The 12,678-nt window shown below is 70.2% G+C and carries 9 protein-coding genes and 1 pseudogene; 4 read left to right on the top strand and 6 right to left on the bottom strand.

Annotated features, from left to right (window positions below):
- Positions 1 to 62: 62 nt before the first annotated feature.
- The 3 genes from VHD82_RS13625 to VHD82_RS13635 are packed head-to-tail and all read right to left on the bottom strand — an operon-like array spanning position 63 to position 3,684.
- Positions 63 to 1,055 (bottom strand): substrate-binding domain-containing protein, encoded by a 993-nt coding sequence (locus tag VHD82_RS13625; RefSeq protein ID WP_325702189.1) that lies wholly within the window; start codon positions 1,053 to 1,055, stop codon positions 63 to 65.
- Between the two features lie 23 nt (positions 1,056 to 1,078).
- Complete coding sequence (locus VHD82_RS13630) at positions 1,079 to 2,098, bottom strand: ABC transporter permease (protein WP_325702192.1); 1,020 nt, start codon at positions 2,096 to 2,098, stop codon at positions 1,079 to 1,081.
- Complete coding sequence (locus VHD82_RS13635; RefSeq protein WP_325702195.1) at positions 2,095 to 3,684, bottom strand: sugar ABC transporter ATP-binding protein; 1,590 nt, start codon at positions 3,682 to 3,684, stop codon at positions 2,095 to 2,097. The genes VHD82_RS13630 and VHD82_RS13635 overlap by 4 nt, the downstream gene beginning before the upstream one ends.
- 233 nt (positions 3,685 to 3,917) lie before the next feature.
- Here VHD82_RS13635 and VHD82_RS13640 point away from each other — a divergent pair, with 233 nt between their 5' ends.
- Both VHD82_RS13640 and VHD82_RS13645 read left to right on the top strand, forming a co-directional pair.
- On the top strand, positions 3,918 to 4,502 hold the full coding sequence (locus tag VHD82_RS13640; protein ID WP_325702198.1) for a DNA-binding protein: 585 nt from the start codon (positions 3,918 to 3,920) through the stop codon (positions 4,500 to 4,502).
- A gap of 29 nt (positions 4,503 to 4,531) precedes the next feature.
- Positions 4,532 to 5,185: an RES family NAD+ phosphorylase gene (locus VHD82_RS13645; protein WP_325702201.1), complete on the top strand. Its 654-nt coding sequence runs from the start codon at positions 4,532 to 4,534 to the stop codon at positions 5,183 to 5,185.
- Positions 5,186 to 5,314: 129 nt separating this feature from the next.
- Here VHD82_RS13645 and VHD82_RS36800 read toward each other — a convergent pair.
- The 3 genes and pseudogenes from VHD82_RS36800 to VHD82_RS13655 form a co-directional block, all read right to left on the bottom strand.
- Positions 5,315 to 5,701 (bottom strand): annotated as a pseudogene (locus VHD82_RS36800) (GNAT family N-acetyltransferase); the annotation flags it as partial.
- 37 nt (positions 5,702 to 5,738) lie between these two features.
- A complete protein-coding gene (locus tag VHD82_RS13650; protein WP_325702203.1) occupies positions 5,739 to 7,658 on the bottom strand; it encodes a S9 family peptidase in 1,920 nt (639 codons plus the stop codon).
- A gap of 31 nt (positions 7,659 to 7,689) precedes the next feature.
- Entirely contained in the window at positions 7,690 to 8,649 is a 960-nt protein-coding gene (locus tag VHD82_RS13655) for a TerC family protein (protein WP_325702206.1), read from the bottom strand.
- 251 nt (positions 8,650 to 8,900) lie between these two features.
- Between VHD82_RS13655 and VHD82_RS13660 the strand changes: the two genes are divergently transcribed.
- The gene (locus tag VHD82_RS13660; protein ID WP_325702209.1) at positions 8,901 to 11,729 is read left to right on the top strand and encodes an alpha/beta fold hydrolase; all 2,829 of its coding nucleotides are present in this window, start codon (positions 8,901 to 8,903) and stop codon (positions 11,727 to 11,729) included.
- On the top strand, positions 11,726 to 12,673 hold the full coding sequence (locus VHD82_RS13665) for an ABC transporter permease (RefSeq protein ID WP_325702212.1): 948 nt from the start codon (positions 11,726 to 11,728) through the stop codon (positions 12,671 to 12,673). The genes VHD82_RS13660 and VHD82_RS13665 overlap by 4 nt, the downstream gene beginning before the upstream one ends.
- Positions 12,674 to 12,678 lie beyond the last annotated feature (5 nt).

Genomic DNA, 12,678 nt, shown 5'->3' on the forward strand with positions numbered 1-12,678 from the left:
CCGGGTTCAGCGGGACAGGCGGGGATCTCCGCCGGTCAGCGATACCGGGGAGGCTGCGTCGTTTATCCCCCTCCGTTGAGCTTCGCGTAGACCTGTACCGCGTTGTCCTTCGTGACCAGTTGCGTGGACAACGTCTGTGTTTTGGGCACCTGCTTGCAGTCGACGAGAATCTGCCTCGCCGCGTCGATCGCTTCCTTGCCACCGGTCGGGTACACGAACGTCGCGGACAGCCTCCCCGCCTGCACCGCCTTGATCCCGCCCGACTCGATCGGCAGCCCGTCGATCCCGGTGATCGGCAGATCCGCGCGCCCGGCGTTCGTCGCCGCGATCCGCGCGCCTTCGGCCATCGGGTCGTTCTGCGAGTAGATCGCCTGGATGTCCGGGTTCGCCTTGAGGATCGCGTCGGCCTGCTGCTGTCCCTTGTCGCGCAGCCAATCCCCGTCCTGGGTCGCGACGATCTGGATGTTGTGCCCCTGGATGCCCTGCTCGAAGCCGTCCCCGCGCTCCTTGGCCGGGGTGGAACCGGCCAGCCCGCGGATCTCGGCGATCTTCCCGCCGCCAGGCAGCAGCACGTTCGCGAAGTACTGCCCCGCCTGGCGGCCGATGTCGACATTGTCCGCGCCGATGAACTCGGTGTAGGCGTCGCCGTCGACCTTGCGGTCCAGCACCAGCACTGGGATTCCCTTGTCGAAGGCCCGTTTCACCGGCGCGGTGAGCGGGGTGGCCTCGTTCGGGCTGATGATCAGCAGGTCGATCCGCTGGGTGAGGAAGTTGTCCACCTGCTCGACCTGTTTGGAGTTGTCCTGGGCCGCGTCGGCGAAGTTCACCGTGAACTGCGGGACCGCCGCGGCGGCCGCGCGGATGTCGTCGTCCATCCGCTGCCGGTAGGGCTCCGCGACGTTGGCCTGGCTCATGCCGATGGTGTACTTCCCGTCGGCGCCGCATTTCGCCGGTGCCTGCTGACCGCCACTGCTCGCGCCCGTGTTCTCGTGCGTGGTGCCGCAGGCGGCCAGCACGAGGCAGGCGCCGAGCACCAGGAAAGACTTCCTTGTCATCTCCCGCGAACCCCTTTTCGTTGTCAGGAAACCGATGCCGGGCGCAACCGCTGCAGCCCGGCGGCGAGCACGATGACCAAGCCGATGATCAACAGCTGGACGTTGGTGTCGACGTTGTCGAGCGCGAGGATGTTGCGCAGCACGCCGACCAGCAGCGCACCGGCGACGGTGCCCACCACCGAACCGCGCCCGCCGGTGAGGTCGGTCCCGCCGATGACCACGGCGGCGATCGCGTCCAGCTCGTACATCGCACCGTCGTTGGGGCCACCGAAGTCGAGCTGGCCGGCGTGCACGATCCCGGCGAGCGCCGCGAGCACCCCGCACAACCCGAACACGATGATCTTCACCCTCGTCACCGGCACTCCGGACAACCGCGCGGCCTTTTCGTTGCCCCCGATGGCATACACGTGCCGGGAGAACGAGCTGACCCGCAACAGCACCACCGCCAGCGCGGCGACCACGACGAAGATGAGCGCCGGAATCGGGACCAGACCGTCGAAAGTCCGCTCCCCCAGCAGCGAGAACGCCGTCGGCGCCTGGCCGGGCGCGTCGCCGTAGGTGATCGTGATGCCCTGCCCGCCGGACCAGATCCTCGCCAGGCCGCGGGCGATCTGCATCCCGGCGAGGGTGACGATGAACGCCTGGATCCCGAACCGGGCGATGGTGACTCCTTGCAGCAGCCCGAATCCGAGCCCGATGGCGAGCACGGCGAGCACCGCCGGGACCAGCCCCAGGTCGTTGTTCACCAGCAGTACCGCGGAACCGACGCTGGCCAGCCCGAGCACCGACCCCACCGACAGGTCGATCCCGCCGATGAGGATCACCAGCGTCATCCCGACGGCGAGGATGCCGATTTCCGAAATGGACCGAACGACATTGAACAGGTTGCCGGAATCGAGGAACAGCAGCTCCCCGTTCTTGCTCGGCGAGTACAGCACCGCGGCGATGAACACCAGCACGAGCCCGAACAGGCTCTGGAACTTGAACAGCGTCGAGAGCAGATCCCGGCGCCGGGGCAGGGTTTCGGCGAGTTCGGCGGTCATCCGGTTCCTCCCGCGACTTGCTCGGGCGCGCCGAGCGGCTCCTCCAGCACGGCCTCTCCCATCGCGGCCGCGAGCAGATCGGCCTCGGAGACGGCCGCGGTGTCCAGCTCGCGCACGCTGCGCCCGTTGTGCAGCACCACAACGCGATCGCACACGCCCATCAGCTCCGCCGGTTCCGACGACGCGAGCAGCACACCCAGCCCACCGGCAGCTGCTTCGCCGAGCAGCCGGTAGATCTCGGCCTTCGCGCCGACATCCACGCCGCGGGTGGGTTCGTCGAGCAACAGCAGCGCCGGTTCGGTGAGCAGGTTGCGGCCCAGCACCACCTTTTGCTGGTTGCCGCCGGACAACGCGCCCACCGGCGCCCGCAACGACGCGAGCTTCACCCCCAGTCGATCCGTGGAAGCCCGTGCCGCCCGGCGTTCGGCTCGGCGCGGCACCCAGCCGAGCCGTGCGATCCTGTCCACAATGGACAGAACGGTGTTCGCCAGTACGGAGTGTTCCAGCGCGAGCCCGGCCACCCGGCGGTCCTCGGGCACGAAGGCGATGCCGGCCCGCAGCGCCCGCCTCGGCCCGCGCGGCCGGATGCTCTTGCCGTGCAACAGAACGCGGCCGGACCACGCCCCCTTGCCACCGATCCCGTACAGCGTCTCCAGCAGTTCGGTCCGCCCCGAACCGAGCAGTCCGGCCAGCCCGACGATCTCTCCTTCGGCCACGGCGAGGCTGACCCCGGCCGGGTCCCTCCTGCCCGGCCGGGGCCGCCGTGGCCGCACCGCCAGGTCTTCGACCCGCAGCAACTCCTCCCCCCGCGTCGCCGCGGATCCGCCCGTGGTGCGGAACATGAGGTGCACCGGACGGCCGACCATCGCTTCCGACGCCTGCGCGGCGGTCAGCTCCCGTGCGGCGAACCCGGCCACCACTTCGCCGTTGCGCAGCACCGTCGCCCGGTCCGCGATCCGGCCGATCTCCGCCATCCGGTGCGAGATGTAGACGATCCCGGCACCGGCCCGGCGCAGCTCGGCGATCACCCCGAACAGGCGCTCCACCTCGGGCGCGGACAGCGCGGACGTGGGCTCGTCCATGATCAGGATCCGGGCGTCGAGCGCGAGTGCCTTGACGATCACCACGAGCTGCTGCTCGCCGGTGCGCAACTCCCCGACCTGGCGGCGCGGGTCGAACGAGACCCCGGCCCGCCCCAGCAGGGCCGCCGTCTCGCGGACCATGCGCCGCCGGTCGAGGGTGCCGAACCGGGTTTTCGGCTCACGGCCGAGGAAGACGTTCTCCGCGACCGAAAGGGCCGGTACCAGGTCCAGTTCCTGGTGGATCATCGCGATGCCGGCCCGCTGCGCGTCGGCGGGACCGGCGAACCGCACCGGGTCGCCGTCGATGGCGATCTCCCCGTTGTCGGCACCGACTTCTCCGGACAGCACCTTCATCAGCGTCGACTTGCCGGCGCCGTTCTCTCCGAGCAGCGCATGCACCTCACCCGCGCGCACCGAAAACGCCACGTCGTGCAGGGCGCGCACGCCGCCGAAGGACTTGCTGACGCCGTGCATCGCGACCAGCGGAGCGACGTCGCTGTCCATTCCGCACCCCCGCGCCGGTCGCGAGAAATCGATTACTTGGCGAAGCTAGAGTGACGCAAGCCACGTGTCAAGCACATGTGGCCCGCCGGAGACTCTGGACAGAGCGCGGACACCTTGCCACACTGAGCCACATCCGCCTACAGGCAGTGTTTGAATACGTGCTCTCAGTGTTTGAATGTGATGAGTACGCGGGAAAAGCGCACGAACCCGCACACCTGCGCTATTCTGGGCGTATGACGCTTGCGCTGGAGAACGTGCTCGCCAAAGCGGGGCTCCGGGTCGACGCCGCCGAATTCCTCACTCTCGTCGAGGACGCGGCGCGCCGCCTTTCCCCGCAGAACCCCGATCCGGCGCAATACTTCTCCGCCGAACAGCGCTCCGCGCTCGCCGACGCGGGCCTCGATCTCTCACCCCGGCAGGAGGGCGAGCCGGACTACCGGGCCCGCACTGTCGCCGCGCACGCCGTGCTGGCCGACTCCTCGCTCACCGTCGCCGAAGCCGCGCAGACGCTCGGCGTGGACCCGAGCCGCATCCGGCACCGCCTGGCCGCGCGGCGGCTCGCGGGCTGGAAGGACCAATACGGCTGGCGCCTGCCGGCCTGGCAGTTCGCCGGGAACGACGTGCTGCCCGGGCTCGACGCGGTGCTCGCGGCCGTACCCGGGGATCAACCCGCGCTCGTGGTGGCCGCCTTCATGACCACCCCGCAGGACGATCTGGAGATCAACGGCAAGTCCGCCACCCCGCGCGAGTGGTTGCTGGCGGGCGGCGATCCTGAGCCCGCGGCCCGCCTCGCGAGCACACTGGGCACGGCGTTCTGAACGCGCACGAAGGACGGTAACCGCAGCAAATGGCACGGCTCCCCCTGCCGCCGGCGCGCGCTGTCCTGGTCGACGAGCTGCACCCTGAGGACATCGTCGCGGTGCACCCCGCCACCAGGCTGGTCCGGATCTTCACCGCGCACGGGAATCATCCTCAGCGCTGGGATTCCTTCCGCTACACCGGCCCGCTCCCGCACGGCCGGTTCGACCCGCAGCGCCCCGGCAAAGGGGGAGCGCCGGCGACCGACAGCGGCAATGGCGTGGTGTACTTCGGGCTCTCGGTGCGCACCAGCGTGGCCGAGGTGTTCCAGACTTCGTCCATTGTGGACCGGCAGACCCGCGGCCCGCGGCTGGTCGTGGTCCGCCCGACGCGCACGCTACGGCTGCTGGACCTGTCCGGGCTGTGGCCGACGAGGGTCGGGGCGTCGCAGGAGATCTCCAGCGGTCCCAAGAAGATCACGCAGGCATGGGCGCGCGCCATCCGCTCGGCCTTCGGCGACCTGGACGGGCTTTGGTACCGGTCCTCTATGGACGGTGGAGATCCCGCGCTGTGCCTGTGGGATCCCCCCGCCGGCACGGCACTGCCCGCCGAGCCGGACGTACTGCTGCCGCTGGACCACCCGGGGCTGGACATCCCGCTCGGGCGGGTCTGCGAGGAACTGAACTACGTCCTGCTGAACTGAAGCGGGCGCGAACAACGGATCTCCCCGGCGCCGCCGATGCCGACCGGCTTCGTCACCCTCGTCGCCGGACCAGCCGCGCGTCGTAAAAGCGGCGGGCGCGATCGTTGGCATCAGCACCCACGGTACCGCGTGTCGGAACCCTTGTGCCGCAAGGTGTTCCATCCCGGCCTGAGACACGGCGAAACCGGCGCCGGTGCCCAGCCGGCCGGGATCGGCGTAGATCGCGAGCAGTTCACCGGTCGGCCGCGACGGATTTCCGTCCGCCACGTCGCGCAGGGTGTGCACGAGCGAGCAGGCGCGGATCTCGCCTTTGTCGTCCAGGGCAAGGAACATCGCGCCCGGATCGGTTCGCTCGCGCAGGATCCGGGCCCAGCGGTCGGTGTACACGTCGTACCGCAGCTCATCCAGGAACGCGTCCGGGATGAGGCCGCGATACGCCGCCTCCCAGCCGTCGATGTCGATCTCCGCGACCCGGGCCGCGTCGGCCTCCCCGGCCCTCCGTACCTGCCAGCCCATACCGCGATGATGGCACGGCGGGGCAAGGGAAATTCGGCTACAGGTGGCGTTGCCACCAGTCGAGCACGGCCTCGAAGCGCTGGATCCGGTGCCGTGGCCTGCCCGAGCGGCTCAGCTCGTGGCCCTCGCCGGGGAACAGCAGCATCTCCGCCTCCACCCCGTTGCGCTTGAGCGCGACGTACAGCCGCTGCCCCTGCTCCAGCGGGCAGCGCCAATCCTGCTCGGAATGCATGACCAGGAACGGAATCCGGATCTTGTCCGCGTACGTCAGCGGGCTCCGCCTGAGCTGCTCCTCCAGGTCACCGCCGACATACGCGTCCACGAAGGACCAGCCGATGTCGGAGCTGCCCTGCATCGAATCCCACGCGTTGACCGCGCGCTCGCTCCACGCGGCGCGGAACCGTTCACCGTGGTGCGCGGCCAGCCAGGTGGTCATGAACCCGCCGTAGGACCCGCCCATCACGCCGACCCGCGAGGAATCGAGCCCGGGCTGTTCGAGCGCGGAATCCAGCAGCGCCAGCACATCGTCGACGTCGACCGTGCCCAGCGCGCGCGAGATCGCCTTGCCGTGGCTCTGCCCGTAGCCCGCCGAGCCGCGCGGGTTCGGCAGCACCACGGCGTATCCCGCCGCCGCGTACACCTGCGCCTCGTCGAACAGGCCCCAGTCGTAGGCCGCGAACGGCCCGCCGTGCACCACGAGCAGCACCGGATGCGGGCCTTCGCCCTCCGGGCGGACGAGCCAGCCGTGCACCGGGTACCCGTCCGGCGCGGTGGCCGTCAGCTCTTCGGCCTCGCGGATTCCCTTGTCCCGCAACGGCTTCGACCAGTCGGTCAGTACCTGCTCGGTGCGACCGGAGAGCAGGACGACCTCGCCGCTGCCGCGCTGGTCCGCGATCACCGCCGCGACCCTGTCACCGTCCACAGTGAAGGATCGAACCGCCGCGCGCTGCCCCGCCACCAGCGGAAGCTCCTCCAGCGAAGCGGACTTCGCGTCACGCGGCACCGTCCGCAGCTCGACCGCGCCGCGGTTCAGCACCGCGACGAGGATGCCGTCGCCGAACGGCGCGGGCTCCCCGGCGCCGGCCAGGCAGTACACGGTCTCGTCGTCGGTCAGCCGGGCCGGCGGCGAGCCGCCGTCCAGCGGCGCCGACCACAGGCCGGGGTTGCACGCTTCACTGCGCGGCCATTCGAACTCGCTGCCGATGAACCAGATCGTGCCGTCGGAGACCGAAAGGTTGTCGACGCTGCCGGCCGAGCGCACGGCCAGCACCGGCGCGCCACCGGCGGCCGGCACCGAGTAGATGTCGAACTCCTTCGTCCCCGAGGCACCCCAGTCCCGCGGCGCCACGAACAGCAGCGTCTCGCCGTCCGGGGTCCAGGCCGGGGCCGAGACGTCGACCTCGCCGTCGGTCAGCGGGACCGGCTCGTCCACGGGATCCGCGCTGTCCACCACGAAAAGCCGCTCACGGCGGTCGCCGAGGAATCCGATGGCGTCGAGGCGGTAGTCGAACCTGGTGATCCGCCGCGGCGCCTCCGCCACCGGCTCCACCGGCTCCCCGTCCGGCCCCGGTGCGCCGTACCGGCCGGGCTCGGGAATCCGTGCGGTGAAAGCGATCCGCCGCGAATCGGGGGCCCACACCGGCACTCCGGCGCCGAGCGGCAGGTCGGTGAGCGCGCGTGCCTCACCACCGCCGGTGGGCATGACGTGCAACTGTGGCCGCGCTTTCGGACCCTCCGCGCGCAGGAAGGCGACCTGGGCGCCGTCGGGCGAGATGACCGGCGAGCTGTCGTAGTCGTGGTGGGTCCACCGGTCCTGACCGGTGGACCCGACGCGCCAGAGCGCGCCGTGGTAGGTGTTTTCGCCCGGGTGCGGGCTCGACACCGCGGCCAGCAGCAGGTCCCCGTGCAGGGCCGGCCTGCCGGGAACGGCGAGGAATTCGATGTCCGAGGGACGCATGAAAGTTGAACCTACTCGTGCGTTCACTCGGTCAGGAACGGGCCGCCGCCGTGTCCCGCTTCGATTTCGCCAGGCTCGCCAGCGTGGTCACGGTCAGCACCACGACGATGACGCCGAGCGAGATCCAGTTGTTGATGTCCAGCCAGTCCGGCGCCACGTGGTACTCGTGCAGCGCGTGCAGCACCAGCTTCGCGCCGATGAAGCCGAGGATCACCGCCAGCCCGTAGGACAGGTACACCAGCTTGTTCACCAGGCCGCCCAGCAGGAAGAACAGCTGCCGCAGGCCCATCAGGGCGAACGCGTTGGCGGCGAACACCAGGAAGGCCTCCTGGGTGATGCCGAAGATCGCCGGGATCGAGTCGACCGCGAAGAGCAGGTCGGCGCTGCCGATCGCCACGATCACCAGGAACATCGGGGTCATATGGCGGCGGCCCTCGCGCTTGACGAACATCTTGTGCCCGTCGTAGGCGTCGGAGACCGGGTAGATCTTGCGCATCCAGCGGGTCACCGCGTTCTCGTGGTACTCCTCGTCTTCGTCGTTGCCGCGCAACATGTTGATCGCGGTCCACACCAGCACCGCGCCGAAGACGAAGAACACCCAGACGAACTGCGCGATCAGCGCCGCGCCCACCGCGATGAACACGCTGCGCATCGCCAGCGCCAGCAGTATCCCGATCAGCAGCACCCGGTGCTGGTGGATCAGCGGCACCTTGAACGAGGCCATGATGACCATGAAGATGAACAGGTTGTCCACCGAGAGCGAGTACTCGGTGATGTAGCCGGTGAAGAACTCGACACCGGGCTCGTGCCCGGCGAAGAACCACACTCCCGCGCCGAAGAGCACGGCACAGGACACGTAGAACGCGACCCATTTGGCCGCTTCCTTCGTGGTCACCTCATGCGGCTTGCGATCGACGATCACGAGATCGATCGCGATGAGGACGAGCAGGCCGGCGATCGTCGCGACCCACAGCCACACGGGGACGTTCATTTACGCAATACCTCCGGTTAGCGCGCACAGCAGCTAGCCGGAGGTCTCTTCCGCCGGTTCGCACCGGCCGACGGTGCCGGGGATCCCGCAGGATCACCGTGCTGACGACACCGCCGCGAAGGAATACTCCCCTCCACGTCGTCATTCATCATCGCGGATAAACGGACGAAGCGCCAGCTTAGGTTACCCTTATCACCGGTGAGCAGGGGGACGACGATCGGTTCTCAGGAAACTTCACCTACGGTCATGGGGTGCCCCGAATCCCGTTTCCGCACACCCGCCGAAGCCGCTGGCTGACCGCGGGGCTCGTCGTGGTCATCCTGGCCGCGGCGGCCGTCGTCTGGGCCCGCTCCGGCGACGACGCCACCCCGGTCGCGCACCGCGACCAGACACTCTCCGTGCCCGCCGCGCCCGGCTCCGCCGAGCAGGTCCAGCTGGACACGACCGTGTACTTCCCCGCGGCCACCCCGGCCCCGGCCGTCCTGCTGCCCCACGGGTTCGGCGGCACCAAGGACAGCGTCTCCAGCCAGGCGCAGGAGCTGGCGCGGCGCGGGTTCGTCGTGCTGGCCTGGTCCGCGCGCGGGTTCGGGCACAGCACCGGCCAGATCGGGCTCAACGATCCCGATCACGAAGTGGCCGACGCGTCGCATCTCGTCGACTATCTCGCCACGCTGCCGCAGGTCTCGAAGGACGGGCCGGACGACCCGCGCGTCGCGGTCGCGGGCGCGTCCTACGGCGGCGCGCTGGCGCTTCTGCTTGCGGGACAAGACAAACGAGTCGACGCGATCTCACCCGCGATCACCTACAACGACCTCGCGCAGGGCCTCGTCCCGAACGCCGCGAGCACGACACCGGTCACCGCGGCGACCCCGGCCGCCGGCGCGTTCAGCCCGGACGGGGTGTTCAAACGGTCCTGGGCGGGGATCCTGTTCTCCGCCGGGTCCGGCACGTCCTCGGGCGGGCTGAGCACGGATGCCCCCGAACCGGGGCAGCAGAGCGACGACAGCGGCTCCGGCGGCACCGGCCAGGGCGGCTCGTCGTCCACCGCGGGCGCGGTGGCGCAGCAGCCGCCGTCCACCGGCAGCGTGTGCGGCCGGTTCACCGCCGAGATCTGCCAGGCCTATACCGAACTCGCCACCACGGGGAAGGCGAGCCCACAGACGGTCGCGCTGCTGGAGCGGGTCTCCCCCGCCTCCGTGACGAACAAGATCACCGTGCCGACCCTGCTCGTGCAGGGCGAGAACGACACGCTGTTCGGGCTCGACCAGTCCGATGCGAACGCCCGCCAGATCACCGCGGCGGGCGGCAAGGTGCAGCAGATCTGGTATGCGGGCGGCCACGACGGCGGGCAGCCGGGGCCGAGCCTGCGGGCGAAGATCGCCGACTGGCTGTGGTTCCAGCTCACCGGCGAAGGCCGCAACCCGGTCACCGGTTTCTCCTACGACGTCCAGGGTTCGCTGCGCGCTTCGGGCTCGCCGTCGGTGCGGATCCAGAACGCCCCGGCCTATCCCGGCGTCGAAGGCGGCCAGACCCAGCGCGACATATTCGCGCTCACCGGCAAGGAGCAGACGGTCGTCAACCCGCCCGGCGGGGTGCCGGCCGCGGTCAGCGGAATCCCCGGGCTGAACGGGCTGGCCGGGTCTTCGCGGGTGACGGGGCTGTTCGGGATCGACCCGCCGGGCCAGTCGGCGAGCTTCACCTCGCGGCCGGTGGACTCGCAGCTGCTCGTCGCGGGCTCGTCCACCGTGCGGCTGCGAGTTTCGGGCACAGCGCCGGAGGCGGTGCTGTTCGTCAAGCTGTACGACCTCAACCCGGACGGCACCCGCACCCTGCCCGCGAACAACGTCTCGCCGATCCGGGTCGCGCTGACCGGCGGCACGGCCGAGGTGTCGGTGACACTGCCCGGCGTGGTGCGGCCGATCGAGTCCGGGCATGCGCTGCAGCTCGTCGTGACCACCACCGACCAGTCCTTCGCAACGCCGGTTTCCCCTGCGGCGTACGAGATTTCGCTCGCGAGCGACCTGGCCGTGCCGGTCGTCCCCGGGACCGCGGTCGGGGCGGGCTGGCCTATCGGCAACCTCCTCGGCATCGCCGGGATCCTGGTGGCGGCGCTGCTGGTCGCCGTCGTCGCCGCGCTGCGGAGGCGCCGCGCGCATCGCGCCGATCCGGACCTGGCCACGGTCCCGCTCGTGATCGAAGGGCTCACCAAGTCCTACCCCGGCGGGCTGACCGCGGTGCGCAACCTGTCCTTCCGCGTCGAACCGGGACAGGTGCTCGGCCTGCTCGGCCCGAACGGCGCGGGCAAAACGACCACACTGCGGATGCTGATGGGCCTGATCACGCCGACCGAGGGCGAGATCAAGGTGTTCGGGCACCGGGTTTCCGCCGGGGCGCCGGTGCTTTCCCGGATCGGGTCCTTTGTGGAGGGTTCCGGCTTCCTGCCGCATCTGTCCGGCGAGTCGAACCTGCGGCTGTACTGGGACGCCACCGGACGGCCGGCCGGGAAGGCGCATTTCACCGAGGCGCTGGAGATCGCCGGGCTCGGCGACGCGGTACACCGCAAGGTGCGCACGTACAGCCAGGGGATGCGGCAGCGGCTGGCGATCGCGCAGGCGATGCTCGGCCTGCCGGAGCTGCTCGTGCTCGACGAACCCACCAACGGGCTCGACCCGCCCCAGATCCACCAGATGCGCGAGGTGCTGCAGCGTTACGCCGCGACCGGCCGGACAGTGGTGGTGTCGAGCCATTTGCTGGCCGAGGTCGAGCAGACCTGTTCGCACGTCGTGGTGATGCACCGGGGCGCGCTGGTGGCGTCGGGCCTGGTGGCCGACATCGCCGCGGCCGGTGGCGAGGCGACGTTCCGGGTGGACGACGCCGAGGCGGCCGCCGACGCGCTGCGCTCGTTCGACGGAGTGTCCACTGTGGACGTCGAAGGCGATCTGGTGCACGCCGACCTCGACGGGATGCCCCGCGCCGAGGCCGTCGCGGCGCTGGTGCGCGCGGGGGTGGCCGTGGAGCAGGCCGGGCCCCGGCGCCGGCTGGAAGACGCGTTCCTGCGCTTGGTGGGTGAGGACGGATGAGCGAAGCGGACCACAGGGCCGTCGACGCCGGGGTGCACACCGACCCGGCGGCGCTGGACGAACTGACCGAAGTGGCCGGACGCGAGCACGCCGAGGTGGGGACGGACGGCGCCGTCGCGGGCTACCGCGCGGGCCGGACGCTGCGGCTGAGCGTGGAGCTGCGCCGTCAGCTGCGGCGCCGGCGCACCCAGCTGGTGCTCGGGTTCGTCGTGCTGCTGCCGTTCATCCTGGTGGTGGCGTTCGAGATCGGGCAGTCCAGCCCGAACCGGCGCTCCGGCGGATTCGTCGACCTGGCCACCGCGAGCGCGCCGAACTTCGTGGTGCTCGCGCTGTTCGTGGCCGGCGGGTTCCTGCTGCCCACGATCGTCGCGCTGTTCTTCGGTGACACCATCGCCAGCGAAGCGTCGTGGTCGAGCCTGAAATACCTGCTCGCGATCCCGGTGCCCCGGCACCGGGTGCTGCGGCAGAAGGCCATTGCCTCCGGGCTGCTGTCGATACTCGCGCTGGTGCTGCTGCCGCTGATCTCGCTGGTGGTGGGCCTCATCTGGTACGGCGCCGGGGACGCGATCAGCCCGACCGGCGACGCGATCCCGTTCGGCCGCAGCCTGATCGTGATCGCGCTGTCCATCGTGTACATCGTGCTGCAGCTGGCGTGGGTGGCCGGGCTGGCGCTGCTGCTGAGCGTGTCCACCGACGCCCCGCTGGGCGCCGTCGGCGGGACCGTGCTGGCCGCGATCCTGTCGCAGATCCTCGACCAGATCACCGCGCTCGGCGGGCTGCGTGACTACCTGCCGACGCACTACGCCTACGCGTGGATGGACCTCATCGCCAACGACATCGACTGGACGAACATGGCCGCGGGGGTGCTCTCCTCGGTCGCCTACGCCACCGTGCTCACGCTGCTCGCCGCTCGCCGGTTTTCGACCAAGGACATCACCAGCTGAAATAG

This window comes from Amycolatopsis sp. (assembly GCF_035546795.1).
In the GTDB taxonomy this organism is placed as follows: domain Bacteria; phylum Actinomycetota; class Actinomycetes; order Mycobacteriales; family Pseudonocardiaceae; genus Amycolatopsis_E.